Origin of the sequence: Microbacterium foliorum (assembly GCF_003367705.1) — a bacterium.
In the GTDB taxonomy this organism is placed as follows: domain Bacteria; phylum Actinomycetota; class Actinomycetes; order Actinomycetales; family Microbacteriaceae; genus Microbacterium; species Microbacterium foliorum.
Genome location: NZ_CP031425.1, coordinates 3,202,176 through 3,220,243, shown reverse-complemented (window position 1 = coordinate 3,220,243; position 18,068 = coordinate 3,202,176). Strand labels below are relative to the sequence as shown.

Genomic DNA, 18,068 nt, shown 5'->3' with positions numbered 1-18,068 from the left:
CTCAGGTCTCGTTCCACAGCCTCCGGTAGTACTCCAGTCGCTCCCGATCGGGGGCGACGCCGTAGGCCTCGATGAGTGCATCGGCCCAGCCGGGGCCGACATTCCATTCCGTGCTCATCGAGGCCGCGGCGAGGTCCGCCCAGCGATCGGCGACGCCGAGGGCTGCGAGGTCGACGTGCGCGAGGGGGCGACCCTCGTCGTCGAGAAGCGTGTTGGGCATGCACGCATCGCCGTGGCACACCACGAGCCGGTCGATGCTCGGTGGCGTGTGCAGGTCGTCGGGCACGACGACGCCGCGCTCGAGGGCGTTCGAGATCCGCCACTGCGGACTCCAGTCCCAGGGGCATCTCTCGACGGGCAGGGCGTCGTGCAGACTCCGCAGCGCCCTCCCGACCGCGCGCACCGCCGTCGCGGGCTCGTCGGCCCATCGGGGGTCGACGGCGCTGACGCCCGGCAGCGCCGCGGTGACCAGCCACTCGTGGGTCGCGTCCTGCCCCTGATCGAGCACCTCGGGGACCTCGATCCACCGCCGAGCCCAGCGCATGCGCTCGGCCTCGTCGCGCATGTTCGCCTCGGCGTCGTGCGGACCCCACTTGATGTAGCGTCCGTCGTCGGTGCGGAAGGTGAGGCCGCCGATGCCGTTCACCCAGACGGGGGTCAGGGCGGCGTCGCCGGCGAGGGACCGCACGACGGCCGGGATCTCGACGGCCTGGCCGGGGATGCTCATGGTGCGGGTCCTCTTCGTATCGGTGGCGGATGCAGGGCCATTCTCTCGTGCGGCCTCCCCGTCGGCCTTCCGCGGCGTAGGCTCGGGGGCGGCTCGCCGTCTCCGTGCGGCCCGGGCGCAGTCTGACACTCCGAATCAGCTAAACTGACACTGAGTCGCACACGTTCGAAGGAGAACCGCATGCAGATCCAGGGCTCGAGCGCTCTCATCACCGGCGGTGCGTCCGGTCTGGGCCTCGCCACCGCGCGCAGGCTCGCCACCGCCGGCGCCGCCGTCACCATCCTCGACCTGCCGTCGTCATCCGGTGCCGAGATCGCCGCCGAGCTCGGCGGGGTGTTCATCGCCGGCGACGTGACGAACGCGGACGACGCGGCCGCTGCCGCCGCCCGGGCCCAGGAGGCCGCCCCGCTGCGCATCGTCGTGAACTGCGCGGGCATCGCCCCGCCCGCCAAGGTGCTGGACCGCGAGGGCAACCCGGCCGTGCTCGCCGACTTCGAGCGCGTCGTGCGCATCAACCTGGTCGGCACGTTCAACGTGCTGTCGCAGGCCGCAGCCGTCATGGCGAAGAACGACCCGACCGACGACGGCGACCGCGGCGTGATCGTGAACACCGCGAGCGTGGCGGCGTTCGACGGACAGATCGGTCAGCCCGCCTACTCCGCCTCCAAGGGCGGCGTGCACGCGATGACCCTGCCGGTCGCCCGTGAGCTCGCCCGCCACGGCATCCGCGTCTGCACGATCGCGCCCGGCATCATGGAGACCCCGATGCTGATGGGGCTGCCGCAGGCCGCCCAGGATTCGCTCGGTCAGCAGGTGCCGTTCCCCTCCCGTCTCGGGCGCCCCGACGAGTACGCCGCCCTCGTGCAGCAGATCGCCGAGAACGGCTACCTCAACGGCGAGACCATCCGGCTCGACGGCGCCATCCGCATGGCGCCGAAGTAGACCGCGAGCCCCCGACCGCGACCCTCGCACCGCCGCCCTCGCTCCGCCGCCCTCGCACCGCCGCCCACTCCAAGGAGACCGCATGTCCCTCGCAGGAAAGACCATCCTCATGTCCGGCGGCAGCCGCGGCATCGGCCTCGCGATCGCGCTGCGCGCCGCGGCCGACGGCGCCAACATCGCGATGCTCGCGAAGACCGACACCCCGCACCCCAAGCTCGAGGGCACCGTGCACAGCGCCGCCGAGCAGATCCGGGCCGCCGGGGGCCGTGCGTTGCCCATCGTCGGCGATGTGCGCGACGACGACGACATCACCGAGGCCGTGCTGAAGACGCAGGGCGAGTTCGGCGGCATCGACATCGTCATCAACAACGCCAGCGTCATCGACCTCTCGCGCTCGCTCGACCTCGGCGCGAAGAAGTACGACCTGATGCAGGATGTCAACGTGCGCGGCACGTTCATGCTGTCCCGCGCGGCGATCCCGATCCTCAAGGATGCCGAGAACCCGCACATCCTGTCGCTGTCACCGCCCCTGAACCCCAGCCCGAAGTGGCTCGGCGCGCACACCGGATACACGCTCGCGAAGTTCGGGATGACGATGGTCACTCTCGGGCTCGCCGCGGAGTTCGCCCGCGACGGGATCGCCGCGAACACCCTGTGGCCCCGCACGACGATCGCGACGGCGGCCGTGCAGAACCTGCTCGGCGGCGACAAGGTCATGGCCGCGAGCCGCACGCCCGACATCTATGCCGACGCCGCCTACGCCGTGCTGTGCAAGCCCGCCGCGGAGTACACCGGTCAGACGCTGATCGTCGAGGACGTGCTCGAGGCCGACGGCGTCACCGACTTCTCGGGCTACGCCGCGGTGGGCGGCACCCCGGACGCGCAGCTGTTCCCCGACATCTTCCTCGACTGAGGCTCGACCGGCCGGCGGCCGGCGGCGGGCGGCCTGCGGCGGGCACCTCAGAAGAGCAGATAGACCGCGCCCGCGATCGTCAGGGCGATCACGATGCGGTCGAACAGCACCTGGTCCATGCGCTTCGCCAGGCGGATGCCGCCGAGGGCGCCGATCACGACGAGCGGCGCCAGCACGGCATCCATGAGCAGCACGTGTCCCTCGAAAAGGCCGAGCCCCGCGAGGAACGGGATCTTCACGAGGTTGATGATCGCGAAGAACCAGGCGGAGGTGCCCAGGAACACCTGCACCGGTGTGCGGGTGGCGAGGAAGTACATCGACAGGACGGGCCCGCCCGCGTTCGCGACCATCGTCGTGAAACCACCGAGCGTGCCGTAGACACCGGAGAGCAGGATGCCGCCCGGGGCCGGTGCGACCGCATCCGCTCTGTGCTGCCGCCATCGCCGCCACAGCGTGACGGCGATCATCGCGAGCAGGATCACTCCGATCGCGCGCCGCACGATCCCGTCTCCCGCGAGGGCGAGGAAGGCGAACCCTGCAAGGAGTCCGGCGACCACGGCCGGGGCCAGGCGCAACAGGGTGGGCCAGTGCGCATGCCGCCGATAGGTGATCAGGGCGAAGACGTCGCCCACGATCAGCAGCAGGAGCATCGCCGCGGTCGAGGTGCGTGCGGGCAGGACGGTCGCGAACAGCGCGATCGCCAGGATGCTGCCGCCCGGCAGCGCGGTCTTCGAGACGCCGATCGTGAGGGCCGCGACGCCGAGTGCCGCCCAGGCGAGGGGCTCGAGTCCGATCACCGTCGCGCGAGGGGACGTGCGGTCATGGGCGGCGCTGCTGCGGTCATGGGCGGCGCTGCACTGGCCAGGCCTCGACGACATCCTTCGACGCCTTGAGCCCGAGACCGGTGTGCTCGCGCACCAGCTTGATCGCATGGATCTTCTGGTCGGCGGCGATGAGGCGGTCGACCTCTGCCGCGACGGATGCCGGAAGGGCGCCGCGCACCGACGACGGTGTGGCCGTGATCGATGAGTATGCGGCCGAGGCGTTCGAGACCGCCGCGAGATGCGGTGCCGTGGTGCTGACCGACCAGTGGTCGATGCGGTCCTTCGCCTCCTGCAGGCGCACACCGGTGTTCTCGCGGTAGACCTTGATGGCCTGGATCTTCTGTCCGGCGGCGACGAGGCGATCGATCTCGGCGATCGCGGTCGGGCTGAGCGCCGAGGCCGACGCGGTCGAGGTGGAGGTGGCGGCGACAGAGCGCCCCATCGTGGGGGACGGGGTGTACGTCTGCGGCTCGGGGGGCTGCGGGCGCATCGACCGCAGCGCGGCAGCGAGGATCAGCACGCCGACGGCGATGACGAGGATGACTCCGCCGATGACGAGGATGGTGTCCATCCGCTCAGTCTAGGGACGCGTGCGCTCTCGCCGCAGGGCCTTCCCACCTGCCACCGCGTACCCTGGAGGTATGACCGAGACTCCCCGCACGCCCGAGACGCGCCCGACCACGGCACCCGCGTCGTCCCGTTCGGGGGCTGTCCGCTCCACCGGACCCGCCCAGGTGCGTCCGGCGACCGAGGGCTGGACCCAGCTGAAGGATGCCGAGGGGCGTCCGCTGCTGCAGTTCGCGAGCCCCAAGCGCGGCAAGCCGCCGGTGCACCTCGCCGATCTGACCCCCGCCGAGCGCGTCGAGAAGGTCAAGGAGCTCGGCCTGCCCGGCTTCCGCGCGAAGCAGCTCTCGACCCACTACTTCCGTCACTACACGTCGGATGCGGCGGAGATGACCGATCTTCCGGCCGACACTCGCGAGCAGCTCGTGGCAGGCATGCTGCCGCCGCTGCTCACCGAGGTGCGCCGCCTCGAGACCGACCGCGGCGACACGATCAAGTTCCTCTGGCGCCTGCACGACGGTGCGCTCGTCGAATCGGTGCTGATGCGCTACCCCGGCCGGATCACGCTGTGCGTGTCGAGCCAGGCGGGCTGCGGCATGAACTGCCCGTTCTGCGCCACCGGGCAGGCGGGGCTGACCCGCAACATGTCGACCGCCGAGATCATCGAGCAGATCGTCCGCGCCAACCGTCTGATCGCCGAGGGCGGCCTCGGCGGCAAGACCCTTCGTCAGTCTCAGGGACCGGGGCAGACGCCGGAGCGCGTGTCGAACATCGTCTTCATGGGCATGGGGGAGCCGCTCGCCAACTACAAGCGGGTCATGGACGCGGTGCGTTCGATGGTCGCGCCGCAGCCGGACGGACTCGGCATGAGCGCCCGCGGCATCACGATCTCGACCGTCGGACTCGTGCCGGCGATCAAGAAGCTCGCCGACGAGGGCATCCCCGTCACCTTCGCCCTCTCGCTGCACGCGCCGGACGACCATCTGCGCGACGAGCTCATTCCGGTGAACTCCCGGTGGAAGGTCGACGAGGCACTGGATGCCGCCTACGACTACTACGCCAAGACCGGCCGTCGTGTCTCGATCGAGTACGCGCTGATCAAGGACATGAACGACCACGCCTGGCGTGCGGACCTGCTCGCCGACAAGCTCAACGAGCGCGGCCGCGGATGGGTGCACGTGAACCCGATCCCGCTGAACCCGACGCCGGGATCGATCTGGACCTCGTCGGACAAGGACGTCACAGACGAGTTCGTGCGCCGACTGAACGACGCAGGCATCCCGACCACCCTGCGCGACACCCGCGGCAAGGAGATCGACGGCGCGTGCGGTCAGCTCGTCGCGACGACGGAGGACGAAGCGTCCTCCGCCGCGATGGCCTGAGGCCCGGCGGCACTGCTCCGATCGCGGAGGCCGTCCCGGCGACCGAGTGACTCGGCGCGGGACAGCCATGACGCGATGCGCTCGGGGCGCGCATCCTTGACGCCGAGCATCCGCGTGGTGCGCACCGCGCGGATGCCGCAGAATCGCAGCGTTCCTCGGGCGACGTGCGTCTGCGCCGGCAGCCCGGTGAACGGCGTGAGGAACCACGGGGTGTCGGCCAGCAGGAACAGGCGACCGTTCGCGGCGGTCAGCAGACCCTCGGGCATCCCGCGCGTCGAGTAGCGGTACTCCTGCTGCGGCAGGAGCGCCCGATCGAAGAATCCCTTGAGCACCGCGGGCACCGATCCCCACCAGAGCGGCGTGAAGACCGCGACCGTCCGCGCCTCGGCCAGTGCGCGCTTGGCCTCGATCAGGTCGGGCTCGAGCGGCATGCGCTCGCGGTAGCCGAAGCGCAGCGAGGGGTCGAAGTCGAGGTCGCGCAGCGCGAGGATGCGGGCGTCGCCGTGTGCCGCCGCGTACCGCCGGGCGAGTTCTGCGGTGAGAGAGCGGGCATCCGGGTGGCCGTCGATGATCAGGGCGGAAGACATGCGGACTCCTATGTTGACAGTGTCAAGCTTTGGTGGACACTGTCAAGATAGGCAACAATGTTGCTTGTGTCAAGTTCCCGATCCGGCTATCACCACGGCGACCTCGCCCACGCGCTCGAGGCGGCGGCGATGCAGCTGCTCGTCGACAGGCCGGCGCAGGAGATCAGCCTGCGCGAGGTCGCGCGCGCGGCGGACGTGAGCCACAACGCGCCCTACCACCACTTCTCCGACCGCCGAGGTCTGCTCAAGGTGCTGGCCGAGCGGAGCATGGCCGACCTGGTCACGGCGGTGCGCACGTCGATCGAGGGCGCCTCCGACCCCGCCTCCGCCGCGGTCGAGGGCGGGGCCGCCTACATCCGCTTCGCCGTCGAGCACCCGCACGGCTTCGATGTGATCTACGACCCGACCGTGTGCATCCCCGGTGAGCCGAGCGAGACCATGGCGCCGCTGATCGCCGAGCTCGAAGAGCTGCTGTCGACCGCCTCCGTCGCCGCGGGCCTCGAGAGCGAGAGCGGCGTCACCGCCGTCTGGGGACTCGTGCACGGCCTCGGGACCCTGTGCGCCGCCGGGCACTTCTCCCTCGACGATGCGCTCGCCGCGAGTGCCGAGGCGCTCGCCCGGATGCTCTCCCGCTGACCTCCGCGCGGCGTCCGCGCACGGGCCGCGCGCCCTCCCTGCGCCCGCGGAACAGCGCCGCAGAGGCGGAAACACAGGCTTCGTCCACGCTTTCCACAGGCGGTGTTTCGTAGATTATCGGAATGCCCTATTCTGCTCACCGTCCCGGACGGTTCGATTCCCAGGGTCGGATCATCCTCGACAGCGACCCGAACGCTGACACGGACGACCTCGACTTCCTGCGCGAGTACGAGCCGACCGGTGCCGATCTGCGGGAGCCGCGGCAGGCCGACCAGACCCCCGCGTCCGAGCAGACCCCCGCGTCCGAGCAGATGCCGGAGCAGGATGCCACGGCATCCGCTCGTCCGGTGCGTGAGCCGAAGCCGCGCCGCCAGCCGCGCGAGCGCGCTCCCCGCGTGCCCGGATCCCGCCTTCGTCAGCTGGCGATCCTCGGCGGCGCCGACGGCGAGATCCTCGACCGCGTGCCCGGCGAGACCCCCCGCTTCGTGCAGATGTTCTTCGTGCTCGCCGGGACCGCGCTGGTCTCGGCCATCTCGATGCTGTTCGCGCTGACCACCGGCGTGCAGGCCGCGATCTGGCTCGCCGCCCCGCTGGCGATCGTGTGGGCGCTGATCATCTTCAACCTCGACCGCTTCCTGACCTCGACCATGACCTCGACGAGGAACGTGTGGCGCCTCATCGGCCTCGCCATCCCGCGTGTGGTCATGGCCGCGATCATCGGATTCGTCGTGGCCGAGCCGCTCGTGCTGCAGATCTTCCACAACGACATCGCCCGCGAGGTCGCCTCGACCAACATCACCCAGGCGCAGTCCGATCAGGACGCGCTGGAGACCGGCCCCGAGCGCAAGGCGCTCGATGCCGCCTCCGACCGCGTCGCCGCACTCGAGAACCAGGCGGCGACGGGGATCGTCGCCGGCACCGACTCGGCGTCCGCGACCGAGTCCGCCGCGCAGAGCACGGTCGACGGCCTCACCGCCAAGATGACCGCCCAGCAGGGCGTCATCGACCAGGCGCGGGTGCTGTACCAGTGCGAGCTGACCGGCGAAGGCGCGGGCACGGTGCCCGGCTGCACCGGGGTGAACGGCGAGGGCGCCAGCTCGGATGCCGCACAGGCCCAGCTCGCCGAGGCGCAGCAGACCTATGACGCACTCGCCGCGCAGCTGCGCACCGCGAACGAGGAGCTGGCGGCGGCCGGCACCGCGGCCAAGGAGAACACCAGCACGTCGGAGACGCAGAACCGCGAGGAGGCGCAGTCGCAGCTGCCCGCCGCCCGTGACAGCTACGACACCGCGCTCGCCGCGTACAACGCGCGTGCCGAGTCGGTGGCCTCCGGCAATGCCGGCGCGATCGGCCTGCTCAGTCAGATCAGCGGGCTGAACAGACTGAGCGAGAAGGAGCCCACGATCCTCTGGGCGCACATCCTGATCGCCTCGCTGTTCTTCATGATCGAGCTGCTGCCGGTGCTGGTGAAGGTGCTCACGTCGTACGGAGACCCCTCGCTCTACGAGAAGGCGGCCGCGATCCGCAAGCAGGTCGCACTCGACCGGGTCACCGCCGAGGGCTTCCGCGACCGGGCGGCGATCGTGACCGAGCAGTCGCAGGGCATGACGGCGGATGCCGCGACCGGAGAGCCGCAGACCCGCGCCGAGCGCAAGGAGGCGTCGCAGGTCGCCGCCGCGCGTGCCGAAGCGCAGGAGCGCGAGCTCTCGGAGAAGCGCGCGCAGGCCCAGACGCTCGCCGAGCAGGAGCAGCTGGTCGAACCCCGCGTCTGAGACGCGGGGGAGGGGTCCGGCTCTGAGACCGGTCACGGAGATCCGGCCCCGGTGTCGGTGGCGCCGGGTAGCGTTTAGCCATGGTCAACTATCGCTATCTCGGCAACAGCGGTCTCAAGGTCTCTGAGATCACCTACGGCAACTGGGTCACGCACGCCTCGCAGGTCGGCGACGACGCCGCCGTGAAGACGGTGCACGCGGCTCTCGACGCCGGCATCACCACGTTCGACACGGCAGACACGTACGCCAACACGGCGGCCGAGGTCGTGCTCGGCAAGGCTCTCGAGGGGCAGCGCCGCGACGGGCTCGAGATCTTCACGAAGGTCTACTTCCCGACCGGTCCGAAGGGGCCCAACGACACCGGGCTGAGCCGCAAGCACATCCTGCGCTCGATCGACGGCTCGCTCGAGCGCCTCGGCACCGACTACGTCGACCTGTACCAGGCGCACCGCTTCGACTACGAGACCCCGCTGGAGGAGACCTTCCAGGCGTTCGCCGACGTCGTCCGCCAGGGCAAGGCGCTCTACATCGGAGTCTCCGAGTGGACGGCGGAGCAGCTTCGCGAGGGGCACGCTCTCGCGACGCAGCTCGGCATCCAGCTGATCTCGAACCAGCCCCAGTACTCCATGCTCTGGCGCGTCATCGAGGGCAAGGTCGTGCCGGCCTCCGAGGAGCTGGGCATCTCGCAGATCGTCTGGTCGCCGATGGCGCAGGGCGTGCTCAGCGGCAAGTACCTGCCCGGCCAGCCGGTTCCCGACGGCTCGCGGGCGACCGACACGAACAGCGGTGCCGAGTTCATCAAGAGCTTCCTGCAGGACGACATCCTCACCGCCGTGCAGCGCCTGAAGCCGATCGCCGACGAGGCGGGTCTGTCGATGCCGCAGCTCGCGATCGCCTGGGTGCTGCAGAACCCCAACGTCGCCGCCGCGCTCGTGGGGGCATCGCGCCCCGAGCAGCTCGCCCAGACCGTCAAGGCCTCGGGCGTGACTCTCGACGCCGACACGCTCGCCGCGATCGACACGGCGCTCGGCGACGCGGTCACCAGCGACCCCGAGCACACCTACTCGACCTCGCCCAAGACCCGCCTGGTCTGAGACCCGCCTGGTCTGAGCGCAGCTATGGCGAAGGCCGTCGCCCCGAGGGGCGGCGGCCTTCGTCATACCGCGCGGGTTACTCCTTCACGGCGCCGGCGGTCAGGCCCTGCACGATCCAGCGGCTCGCGAGCGCGAACATCGCCATGGTCGGCAGGATCGTCAGCACCGCGGCTGCCGACATGGACCCCCAGTCGATGTTGAACGTCGAGATGAAGCCGTTCAGCGCCGAGGGCACCGTGCGGTTCGCATCGGTGTTCATCAGCACGACCGACAGGAACAGCTCGTTCCAGCAGTTGACGAAGTTGAAGATGAACGCGGCGATGATGCCCGGGGTCATGACAGGCACGAGCACCCGGAACAGTGCGCCGAAGCGCGAGCATCCGTCGATCATCGCCGCCTCTTCGAGCGCGTCGGGGACGTTCTCGAAGAAGCCCCGCAGCATCACGGTGGAGAACGGGATGCAGATCGCGATGTACACGAGGATCAGGCCGGGCTTGGTGTCGACGAGCCCGAGGTCGGTCATCATCGAGTAGAGCGGTCCGAGTGCGATGAAGGCGGGGATCATCTGCGTGAGCAGGAACGCCACCAGAACCGTGCCCTTGCCGCGGAACTCGAAACGCGCGATCACGTAGGCGCTCAGCAGTGCGATCAGCGTGGCCACGGCCCCCGCGATGATCGCGACGAGCGCCGAGTTTCCGAGGAACGTCGCGAACGCGCTCTGCTGGAAGAGCGTGACGTAGTTGTCGAACGACGGCTCGCTCGGCCAGTACTCGATCGGGAACCGATTGATGGTGCCCGGGGACTTGATCGAGGTCAGCGCGATCCAGTAGAGCGGGAACAGCGTGATCAGGAGCCAGAGGCCGAGCCCCACCACGCGGACCACGCCGCCGGGTGTGATCCGCCGCTTCGGCTTCGGCCGCGGGGCCTTCGCGAGATCGGGGACGGTGAGCCGCCGTGTCTCGGTGACCGTGGTACCGGTGATGGTCATCGCTGGACCCTCCGCATCGCCATCAGGTAGAACGCGCAGAACACGAACAGGAACGCGACGACGATGAGTCCGATCGCGCTCGCGATGCCGTAGTTGCCCTGCTGGGTGTAGTTGATCATCCACGTGGTGATGATGTGCGTCTGGTTCGCCGGACCGCCGTTCGTCATCGCGTAGATGATGTCGGGGAAGTTGAAGATCCAGATGATGCGCAGCAGGATCGTGAGCAGCAGCGTCATCGAGATGTACGGGATGATGATCGAGAACAGCTGACGGGCCTTGCCCGCGCCGTCGAGGCTCGCGGCCTCGAGCATCTCATCGGGCACGGACTGCAGGGCCGCGAGGATCATGATCGCGAAGAAGGTCACGCCGTACCAGACGTTGGCCGCGATCACCGCGAACATCGCCAGCTTCGGATCCGCGAGCCACGGCAGCGGAGCCTCGATGAGTCCCGCCTTCATGAGCAGGTCGTTCACGACACCGAACTCGGCGTTGAACATCCAGCGGAACAGCATGCCGATGAGAAAGCCCGACACCGCCCACGGGAAGAACACGAGCGCCTGGTAGAGGCCGCGGAAGCGGAAGCGCTTGCGCAGCGCGAGTGCGATCAGGAATCCGATCACGAGCTGCGGCACGAGCGACCCGACGACCCAGAGCACCGAGTTCCACGCGACGATGGGGAAGGCCGGGTCCTGGAAGACGGTGACGAAGTTGTCGAAGCCCACCCAGGGGGTGGAGGTGAGATCCCACAGGTTCCAGTCGTGGAAGGCCATGCGTGCGCCCTGCAGCATGGGCCAGTAGGTGAACCAGCACACGAACACGATCGCCGGGGCCATGAAGGCCAGCAGCGTCAGCGCGTGGCGGCCACGGAAGGGGCGGCGCCGGCGGGATGCCGGGGAGGCCCCGCCGGCGGTGCCGACGGAGCCCCCTTCGAGTGCGGTCCGGGTCACGGATCAGCCCTTGTCCGCTGCGTACTTCTCGGTCCAGAACGCGTCCCACGACTCGAGCAGCTCGCTCGTCGACATGTTGCCCAGCAGCACGTTCTGCACATCCTGGTCGGACTTCTGGATCCACTCGGTCCACCAGCTGACACCGCGCGGCTGGCGCACGTTGACGTAGGTGTCGGGGTCCTCGGTCATGGTCACGTAGCTGGTCCACGGTCCGGTCGAGTAGAACTCGTCATCGGCCGCCTCCGAGATGATCGGCACGAGGCTGTTGGCCTGCGCGAACTCGGTGGCCGGTTCGGCGGACGAGAGGAACTCGACGAGCTTGACGGCAGCATCCTGGTGCTCGCTCTTCTCGGCGACACCCCATCCGGCGACGGCGAGCGGCTGCGCGGCCTTGCCCGAAGGGCCGACGAGGAGCGGCGCGGTGTCCCACTGGTCCTCGGTCAGCGAGGAGTCCTGCACGGTCGCGATGACCTCGGGGTCCTGCAGCAGGAACGCGGTGGTGCCGTTGGTGAAGCCCGCGACCATCTCGGGGTAGCCCCACGACACGGCCGACGGCGGCGACGCCTTCGCGAACAGCTCGAAGTAGTCGTCGACAGCATCCTGCGCCTCGGGGGCCGCGAAGATCGTCGAGCCGTCCTTCAGCAGGAAGGCGTCGTCGACGTCGAGGTCGTCGATCGTGTACGCCTCGATGGCCGCGACCACGTTGCTGTTGGCATTCGCCCCGCCGCGGAACGCGTACCCGTAGATGTTGTTCGACGGGTCCTGGATGGCGCTGGCCTGCTCGAGCAGGTCCTTCCAGCTGTGCGGCGGGCCGTCGAAGCCGGCCTTCTCGACCAGATCAGTGCGGTAGAAGAGCGAGAGGCCGTAGAAGCCGTACGGCACGAAGTAGCTCTTGCCGTCGGCTGCGACCGACGCCGCCTGCGCGTTGTCGGTCAGAGCGTCCCAGCCGTCCCACTTCTCGAGGTCGCCCGAGATGTCGTGCAGCCAGCCGTTGTTGGCGAACGGGCCGACGGTGATGTCGCGGACCTCGAGGACGTCGACGCCCTTGCCGGACTGCAGCATCTGCTGGATCTTCTGGTCGGCCTGCTCGGTGGGCGGCGAGACGAGGTTGACCTTGATCTTCGGGTTGTCGGCCTCGAACTCGTCGAGCAGCCCGCGGATCAGGTCGGTGCGGGCGGGGTTGGTCAGGCTCTCGACCATCTGCAGGGTGACGGTGCCGTCGGCGGATTCGCCGCCGCTGCCGCCGGAACAGCCGGTGAGCGCGAGCACGGCGACGGTGCCGAATCCGGCGGCCGTCAAGATTCTGTTCTTCTTCACGAGGTGCCTCTCGATTGGTGGTTGTGGTGGGTCGGGTGAGGGATGGAGCGGGTCAGGAGACGACGATCGCGTCGGCGGTGCGGATGCCGGCGCGGCGCAGGATCTGCGGGATGCAGCGGTCGACGAAGGCCTCGAAGTCCGACGCCTCGCTGTACAGATGCGCGGACAGGCGGAAGTAGCCGATGCCGCGGAAGCTGGTGAACGCCGTCTCGACCCCGGTCGCGTCGAGGAGATCCATGCGCAGGGCGTCGGCCTCTTCTCGGGTGGAGCCGAGCCCGAGGGGCAGGCGCACGAGCCGCATCGACGGAACGGGAGAGGGCAGGGGGGTGAGCGGGTCTTCGTCGCCATACGGACGCAGGCCCTCGGCGATGATCTCGGCGCCGGCATCCGCCATCTGCGCCATCGCGTGCCGCGTGTGCGCCCACCCGAACTCGGTCTCGATGAAGTCGATCGAGGCGGGAGTGGCGAGGTAGGTGGTCGCGTCGATGGTGCCCTGTGTGTCGAAACGCTCGGGGTACGGCTCGTTCGCGGCCCACGAGTCGATCAGCGGCCACAGGTCGTCGCGGTCGGGCGCGGTGGTGACGAGCAGCGCCGACCCGCGCGGTGCGCAGGGCCACTTGTGCAGATTGCCGAACCACCAGTCGCCGCCGGCGACGGCCGCGGCATCGGCGACGAGCCCCGGAGCGTGCGCTCCGTCGACCAGCGTGCGGACTCCGCGTTCGGCGGCGAGCTCGGCGATGCGACGGGTGGGCAGCATGCGGGCGGTGGGTGAGGTGATCTGGTCGACGACGATCAGGCGGGTGCTCGGGGTGAGTGCGTCGGCGAAACGCTGCACGACCTCGTCGTCGGAGGCGAGCAGCGGCAGCTCGACCGCGCGCACGGATGCTCCGAAACGGCGGGCCAGGCGCTGCGCGCCCATCGTGATCGCGCCGTATCCCTGGTCGGTGACGAGGATCTCGTCGCCCGCGCTCAGCCGCAGGGCGTTGTAGACGACGGTGGCCGCCGCGGAGGCGTTGGGCACGAAGGCGCTGTCCTCGGGGCGGGCACCGACGAAGGGTGCGGTGCGCTCGCGGGCGGCCTGCACCCGTTCGGCGATGCGCGGGAACCACTCGACCGGGCTGAGGTCGGCGCGGCGACGCAGAGCATCCTGCTGTGCGACGACGGCGCTGGGCACGGCACCGAACGACCCGTGGTTCAGGTGGATGACCTCGGGGTCGAGGGGCCACGCGTCACGGGCTCGCAGGCCGGAGTTCAGCGTGAGCGGTGCGGGGAAAACTGGTGCGGGCATCGGTCCTCGTCGGTGCATCAGGGGGAGTTGTTGCACAACTTTGCCACACAGGTTCCGAAATGACCATGAAAAGGTGAAGATGAAACATAGTCGTCATACGAATTTGACGATGTCGGTATGTCCGACAGACTCTCAGAGGAATCGGGCGGTGTCAGGAGGATGTCGATGAGCGCTCTGGATACTGCTCTGCATGGACTGCGCGCACTGATCGCCGACGGAGCACTGAGACCCGGCGATCGACTGCCCAGCGAGGGTGAGCTCTGCGAACGGCTCGGCGTCTCTCGCGGGTCGTTGCGCGAGGGCATCCGCATGCTGGCCGCCCTCGGCGTGCTCGAGACCCGCCACGGATCGGGCAGCTATGTGAGCGAGCTTCGCGCCGCCGACCTCATCGGCAGCCTCTCGCTCACCGTCGGGCTGCTGCCGATGGCGGGCGTGCTCGAACTGACCGAGCTGCGTCGGGTGCTCGAACCGCATGCGGCCGCGCTCGCGGCAGCTCGCATCGACACCTCGACCCTTGAGGAGCTCAGTGCGGTGCTCGATGAGATCGAGGCCAGCGACGACTTCGAGGACCACTCGCGCCTCGACCACGCCTTCCACATGACGATCTCGCGGGTGGCGGGCAACGACGCGCTCACCAGCCTGATCGACGTGCTGCGCTCACGCTCGCGGGCCTACCGGATTCCGGACGCCGGTGACGCCGCCGAGCTCAAGCTGCACTCCGACGCAGGGCACCGCGCGATCCTGCGAGGACTCGCGGCGGCAGACCCGGTCGCGGCATCCGCTGCGGCATCCGCGCACGTCGCCCAGACCGAGTACTGGGTGCGCCGGTACACCGACGTGAGTCTGATCGAACCCACGTCGGCGCCGGCATCCGACTGACCCGCGCGCCGCGCTGCGCCGTTCTGGCGCCCCGGGTTGCGTCCCGGGTTGGCGTCCCGATCTGCGGGCGCTGCCCCGTTCTGCGGTCCGATCGCACCGATCCGCCCGCTGATCGTGACGATGTCCGCTGATCGGGCGTCCCGTCAGCTCGATCGCGGAGCGAATCTCAGGACGTTCGTGTCTCGACGCACGAAGCCGACCGACTCGTAGAGGCGCAGCGCGGATTCGCGAGCCGGGCGCGACGTCAGATCGAGCTTCTCCGCACCCCGGCCCTGCGCCTCATCGATGATCGCCTCGAGCAGCAGGCGCGCGATGCCGCGCCCTCGGGTGCTCTGATCCACGACGACGTCTTCGATGCTGCCGTGCAATCCGGTGACGAGCGGTGCCAGCACGAGGGTGGCCATCCCCACGATCCGGCCGGACTCGCGCGCGACGAAGAGGTCTGCGTTCTGCGCATCGAGCAGAGAGAGCACTCGTTCCGGGTCGAATCGAGCGGTCGAGGAGAGCTGGGGGAGAAGCGTCTCGATCCGCTGAAGGTCGCTCTGTGTGAGGCTGTCTGCGATCGAGATGCGGAGGTCGTCGGCCATGGGCGACGACTCAGGCGAGGGTGATGTCGACCTGGATCTCGGTCGCGATGCGCTCGAGGTCACGGCGCAGCGCGTCGAGGTCGACCGATGCGGGGACTCGGGCGATCACGGATGCCTCGAACAGGCGCCCGCCGGCCATCGCCGCATCGCGGGTCTCGGTCGCCAGCTCTTCGATGCTCAGCTCATGGGCGCTCAGCACGTTCGAGATCTCGCGGACGATGCCGGAGCGGTCGTTGCCGAGCACCCGGATCTCGAGCACCTCCGCCTCGGCGTCCGTCGCGGGCGAGCCGGCGAGGACCGCGAGCGTGAGCAGCCCCTGGCCCTGCAGCTCTCGAAGTGCGGTCTGCAGTCCCTCCGAGTGTTCCGCAGCGACTGAGACCTCGATCACGCCCGCGAACGTCCCGGCGAGTTCGGCCAGCGAGCTGTTCTCCCAGTTGCCGCGGTGGGCATCGACGACATCGGCGACGGCGGCGACGAGACCGGGGCGGTCAGCACCCGCGACAGTGAGGATGAGAGTAGTCATGCGGCCAGCGTAGCTGTTCGCAATTCAGCACCCAGCGGTCTCATCCCCGGCGATGGGGTGATCAGGTGGGAGAACGAGGGCATCCGTGCTGAATTGTGAACGAGTAGGTCAGCGACACCATCACGCGGGAACCGGCAGAGGGATCAGTCGACCCACACCCCGGTCTCGAGGAGGTGATCGAGCCGGGCGCGGTGCGGGGCGAGGTCCCACCCCTGTTCCGCGACCCAGTCGTCATTGAAGTACGTGCCCGCATAGCGGATGCCGCTGTCGCAGATCAGTGTGACGATGCTGCCGGTCTCGCCCGCCGCGCGCATCCGCGCGATCAACTGGAACGCGCCGTACAGGTTGGTGCCGGTCGACCCTCCGGCGAGGTGCAGGGTGCGCTCGCGCAGCATCCGGATCGCGGCGATCGAACCGGCGTCGGGCACCTGGATCATCTCGTCGATCACCGTCGGCACGAAAGACGCCTCGACGCGCGGCCGGCCGATGCCCTCGATGCGGCTGGGGCGCCCCACGGGCGGATCGACCGTGCCCGCCCATCCGTCGTAGAAAGCTGAGCCCTCAGGGTCGACGACCGCGACCCTGGTCTCGTGCCTGCGGTACTTCACATACCGGCCGAACGTCGCGCTCGTGCCGCCGGTGCCCGCGCCCACGACGATCCAGCGGGGGATCGGATGCCGCTCCTGAGCCAGCTGGCTGAACACGCTCTCGGCGATGTTGTTGTTGCCGCGCCAGTCGGTGGCGCGTTCGGCGAACGTGAACTGGTCGAGGTAGTGGCCGTGGCACTCCGCAGCGAGGCGCTGCGCCTCGGGCGACATGTCCTCGGCGCGGTCGACGAAATGACACCGCCCGCCGTAGAACTCGATCAGATCGATCTTCTCCTGGCTCGTCGACCGCGGCACGACCGTCACGAAGGGCAGCCCGAGCATCCGGGCGAAATACGCCTCGGAGACGGCGGTCGATCCGCTCGAGGACTCGACGAGCGTGGAGTTCTCGTCGATGCGGCCGTTCACGAGTCCGTACAGGATGAGCGAGCGCGCCAGACGGTGCTTGAGCGACCCCGTAGGGTGCACCGACTCGTCCTTCAGGTACAGATCGATGCCCCACTCCGGCGGCAACGGGAACAGGTGCAGGTGGGTGTCGGCGCTGCGGTTGGCGTCGGCCTCCAGCAGGGCGATCGCAGTGCTGGTCCAGTCGCTCATCCTTCGAGCGTAACGGTCGCCTACTTCGGCGTGAACCCGCCCTCGCCCGTCTCGCCGTCGTACGTGAAGACCTGATCCTCCAGTGTGATCTTGATGTCGTCGCCGAGCGGCTGCTGGGCGAGCAGACGCTCCTCGAGCATCGTCATCCGCTCCTCGTACTCCTGCGCCTGCGCCGCGTCGACGCCCCAGATCGTGGCGACCTTCATGTCGGTGAGGAAGAAGAGGAAGGCCGCGACCGCGGTGCGGTTGAAGTCGTTGTCGGGAATGCTCTGCCAGAGCGCGCCGCTGTCGCGGAGGCGCTTGTACTCGTCCATCTTGGCGTCGAGGATGTCGGCGATCTCGGCACCCGCCCCGGCATCGGTGTCCGGGCTGCGGGGAGGCTCGCTGATCGATGGGGGGAGCGGCGCGGTCGACGGATCGGTCCTCGTCGCGGTGAGGGCTCCCAGCAGCATGGCGACCGCGATGATGCCGACGATCAGCACCGCTCCGATCGAACCGAACACGATCCCGATCGCGCGGCCGGACGTCCGCGCCGGGGCGGGTGCGCCGATGCCGGGGTGGGCGGCAGTCGGGTAGATCCCGGGCTGGGGGCCGGCGTCGGGCTGCGCGTATCCGCCGGGCTGCTGCCCCATCGCCGCGTAGGGCGGAAGCTGCGGGGGCGGCGGAGCGCCGTACCCACCGGGGGCCGTCGGGGGAGCAGCCGGTGCAGGAGAGACGGAACCGCTCAGCGGAGGCGCGAGCGGTACGACGGGAGAAGCCGCCTCGGACGCCCCGGGAACGGCGGGCGGTGGCGGGATAACGGGGTCGGAGTGCGCATCGCGCTCATGCGGATCGACCATCGTGCTCCCCCTCCGTCGACACCGGGCTCGGCGCGCTCTCGCCCCCAGGCTAGCGGC

General features: G+C 69.4%; 19 protein-coding genes. 7 read left to right on the top strand and 12 right to left on the bottom strand.

Going from position 1 to position 18,068, the window contains the following annotated elements:
• Window position 1 precedes the first annotated feature (1 nt).
• Complete coding sequence (locus tag DXT68_RS15175; protein ID WP_045253326.1) at window positions 2–727, bottom strand: aminoglycoside 3'-phosphotransferase; 726 nt, start codon at window positions 725–727, stop codon at window positions 2–4.
• Window positions 728–907: 180 nt separating this feature from the next.
• Here DXT68_RS15175 and DXT68_RS15170 point away from each other — a divergent pair, with 180 nt between their 5' ends.
• Window positions 908–1,669 (top strand): SDR family NAD(P)-dependent oxidoreductase, encoded by a 762-nt coding sequence (locus DXT68_RS15170; RefSeq protein WP_045253327.1) that lies wholly within the window; start codon window positions 908–910, stop codon window positions 1,667–1,669.
• Window positions 1,670–1,751: 82 nt separating this feature from the next.
• Entirely contained in the window at window positions 1,752–2,582 is an 831-nt protein-coding gene (locus tag DXT68_RS15165; RefSeq protein WP_045253328.1) for an SDR family oxidoreductase, read from the top strand.
• Between the two features lie 47 nt (window positions 2,583–2,629).
• Here DXT68_RS15165 and DXT68_RS15160 read toward each other — a convergent pair whose 3' ends face one another.
• Window positions 2,630–3,379: a sulfite exporter TauE/SafE family protein gene (locus DXT68_RS15160; RefSeq protein WP_045253329.1), complete on the bottom strand. Its 750-nt coding sequence runs from the start codon at window positions 3,377–3,379 to the stop codon at window positions 2,630–2,632.
• Window positions 3,380–3,422: 43 nt separating this feature from the next.
• Window positions 3,423–3,977: a ribosomal protein L7/L12 gene (locus DXT68_RS17155; protein WP_052677645.1), complete on the bottom strand. Its 555-nt coding sequence runs from the start codon at window positions 3,975–3,977 to the stop codon at window positions 3,423–3,425.
• A gap of 70 nt (window positions 3,978–4,047) precedes the next feature.
• Here DXT68_RS17155 and rlmN point away from each other — a divergent pair, with 70 nt between their 5' ends.
• Window positions 4,048–5,352, top strand: coding sequence for a dual-specificity RNA methyltransferase RlmN (gene rlmN / locus DXT68_RS15150; RefSeq protein WP_174233216.1), 1,305 nt, complete (start codon window positions 4,048–4,050; stop codon window positions 5,350–5,352).
• Here rlmN and DXT68_RS15145 read toward each other — a convergent pair.
• The gene (locus DXT68_RS15145) at window positions 5,301–5,939 is read right to left on the bottom strand and encodes an NAD(P)H-dependent oxidoreductase (protein WP_045253330.1); all 639 of its coding nucleotides are present in this window, start codon (window positions 5,937–5,939) and stop codon (window positions 5,301–5,303) included. The two genes, rlmN and DXT68_RS15145, sit on opposite strands and share 52 nt — an antisense overlap.
• 66 nt (window positions 5,940–6,005) lie before the next feature.
• Here DXT68_RS15145 and DXT68_RS15140 point away from each other — a divergent pair, with 66 nt between their 5' ends.
• From DXT68_RS15140 to DXT68_RS15130, 3 genes are all read left to right on the top strand, one after another.
• Complete coding sequence (locus tag DXT68_RS15140; RefSeq protein WP_045253331.1) at window positions 6,006–6,575, top strand: TetR/AcrR family transcriptional regulator; 570 nt, start codon at window positions 6,006–6,008, stop codon at window positions 6,573–6,575.
• 122 nt (window positions 6,576–6,697) lie between these two features.
• Window positions 6,698–8,347, top strand: coding sequence for a DUF4407 domain-containing protein (locus DXT68_RS15135; RefSeq protein WP_045253332.1), 1,650 nt, complete (start codon window positions 6,698–6,700; stop codon window positions 8,345–8,347).
• A gap of 80 nt (window positions 8,348–8,427) precedes the next feature.
• On the top strand, window positions 8,428–9,441 hold the full coding sequence (locus DXT68_RS15130) for an aldo/keto reductase family protein (protein WP_045253333.1): 1,014 nt from the start codon (window positions 8,428–8,430) through the stop codon (window positions 9,439–9,441).
• 76 nt (window positions 9,442–9,517) lie between these two features.
• Here DXT68_RS15130 and DXT68_RS15125 read toward each other — a convergent pair whose 3' ends face one another.
• From DXT68_RS15125 to DXT68_RS15110, 4 genes are read right to left on the bottom strand one after another with little or no spacing between them, the layout of a single operon-like run.
• Window positions 9,518–10,429 (bottom strand): carbohydrate ABC transporter permease, encoded by a 912-nt coding sequence (locus DXT68_RS15125; RefSeq protein WP_208856512.1) that lies wholly within the window; start codon window positions 10,427–10,429, stop codon window positions 9,518–9,520.
• On the bottom strand, window positions 10,426–11,376 hold the full coding sequence (locus DXT68_RS15120; RefSeq protein WP_045253334.1) for a carbohydrate ABC transporter permease: 951 nt from the start codon (window positions 11,374–11,376) through the stop codon (window positions 10,426–10,428). The genes DXT68_RS15125 and DXT68_RS15120 overlap by 4 nt, the downstream gene beginning before the upstream one ends.
• Window positions 11,377–11,379: 3 nt before the next feature.
• Window positions 11,380–12,693 carry an ABC transporter substrate-binding protein gene (locus DXT68_RS15115; RefSeq protein WP_082068853.1) on the bottom strand — a complete coding sequence of 438 codons (1,314 nt, stop codon included), beginning with the start codon at window positions 12,691–12,693 and terminating at the stop codon, window positions 11,380–11,382.
• A gap of 52 nt (window positions 12,694–12,745) precedes the next feature.
• On the bottom strand, window positions 12,746–13,981 hold the full coding sequence (locus tag DXT68_RS15110) for an aminotransferase class V-fold PLP-dependent enzyme (protein ID WP_045253335.1): 1,236 nt from the start codon (window positions 13,979–13,981) through the stop codon (window positions 12,746–12,748).
• Between the two features lie 165 nt (window positions 13,982–14,146).
• Here DXT68_RS15110 and DXT68_RS15105 point away from each other — a divergent pair, with 165 nt between their 5' ends.
• Complete coding sequence (locus tag DXT68_RS15105; protein WP_045253356.1) at window positions 14,147–14,860, top strand: FadR/GntR family transcriptional regulator; 714 nt, start codon at window positions 14,147–14,149, stop codon at window positions 14,858–14,860.
• A 143-nt stretch (window positions 14,861–15,003) separates the two neighbouring features.
• On the opposite strand, the gene DXT68_RS15100 is transcribed toward DXT68_RS15105, so the two are convergent.
• The 4 genes from DXT68_RS15100 to DXT68_RS15085 form a co-directional block, all read right to left on the bottom strand.
• Complete coding sequence (locus tag DXT68_RS15100; protein WP_045253336.1) at window positions 15,004–15,447, bottom strand: GNAT family N-acetyltransferase; 444 nt, start codon at window positions 15,445–15,447, stop codon at window positions 15,004–15,006.
• Between the two features lie 10 nt (window positions 15,448–15,457).
• On the bottom strand, window positions 15,458–15,970 hold the full coding sequence (locus tag DXT68_RS15095; protein ID WP_045253337.1) for a glycine cleavage system transcriptional repressor: 513 nt from the start codon (window positions 15,968–15,970) through the stop codon (window positions 15,458–15,460).
• 143 nt (window positions 15,971–16,113) lie between these two features.
• Window positions 16,114–17,172, bottom strand: a complete 1,059-nt coding sequence (locus tag DXT68_RS15090) for a PLP-dependent cysteine synthase family protein (protein ID WP_045253338.1) — start codon at window positions 17,170–17,172, stop codon at window positions 16,114–16,116.
• Between the two features lie 20 nt (window positions 17,173–17,192).
• Entirely contained in the window at window positions 17,193–18,011 is an 819-nt protein-coding gene (locus DXT68_RS15085) for a hypothetical protein (protein WP_162829094.1), read from the bottom strand.
• Between the last annotated feature and the right edge of the window lie 57 nt (window positions 18,012–18,068).

Bases quoted from the DNA above. Each gene is read 5' to 3' on its own strand.
- DXT68_RS15170 (WP_045253327.1), top strand. From the start codon at position 908: ATGCAGATCCAGGGCTCGAGCGCTCTCATCACCGGCGGTGCGTCCGGT.
- DXT68_RS15175 (WP_045253326.1), bottom strand. From the start codon at position 727: ATGAGCATCCCCGGCCAGGCCGTCGAGATCCCGGCCGTCGTGCGGTCC.
- DXT68_RS15130 (WP_045253333.1), top strand. From the start codon at position 8,428: ATGGTCAACTATCGCTATCTCGGCAACAGCGGTCTCAAGGTCTCTGAG.
- DXT68_RS15145 (WP_045253330.1), bottom strand. From the start codon at position 5,939: ATGTCTTCCGCCCTGATCATCGACGGCCACCCGGATGCCCGCTCTCTC.
- DXT68_RS15100 (WP_045253336.1), bottom strand. From the start codon at position 15,447: ATGGCCGACGACCTCCGCATCTCGATCGCAGACAGCCTCACACAGAGC.
- DXT68_RS15085 (WP_162829094.1), bottom strand. From the start codon at position 18,011: ATGGTCGATCCGCATGAGCGCGATGCGCACTCCGACCCCGTTATCCCG.
- DXT68_RS15095 (WP_045253337.1), bottom strand. From the start codon at position 15,970: ATGACTACTCTCATCCTCACTGTCGCGGGTGCTGACCGCCCCGGTCTC.
- rlmN (WP_174233216.1), top strand. From the start codon at position 4,048: ATGACCGAGACTCCCCGCACGCCCGAGACGCGCCCGACCACGGCACCC.
- DXT68_RS17155 (WP_052677645.1), bottom strand. From the start codon at position 3,977: ATGGACACCATCCTCGTCATCGGCGGAGTCATCCTCGTCATCGCCGTC.
- DXT68_RS15105 (WP_045253356.1), top strand. From the start codon at position 14,147: ATGAGCGCTCTGGATACTGCTCTGCATGGACTGCGCGCACTGATCGCC.
- DXT68_RS15090 (WP_045253338.1), bottom strand. From the start codon at position 17,172: ATGAGCGACTGGACCAGCACTGCGATCGCCCTGCTGGAGGCCGACGCC.
- DXT68_RS15125 (WP_208856512.1), bottom strand. From the start codon at position 10,429: ATGACCATCACCGGTACCACGGTCACCGAGACACGGCGGCTCACCGTC.
- DXT68_RS15135 (WP_045253332.1), top strand. From the start codon at position 6,698: ATGCCCTATTCTGCTCACCGTCCCGGACGGTTCGATTCCCAGGGTCGG.
- DXT68_RS15110 (WP_045253335.1), bottom strand. From the start codon at position 13,981: ATGCCCGCACCAGTTTTCCCCGCACCGCTCACGCTGAACTCCGGCCTG.
- DXT68_RS15165 (WP_045253328.1), top strand. From the start codon at position 1,752: ATGTCCCTCGCAGGAAAGACCATCCTCATGTCCGGCGGCAGCCGCGGC.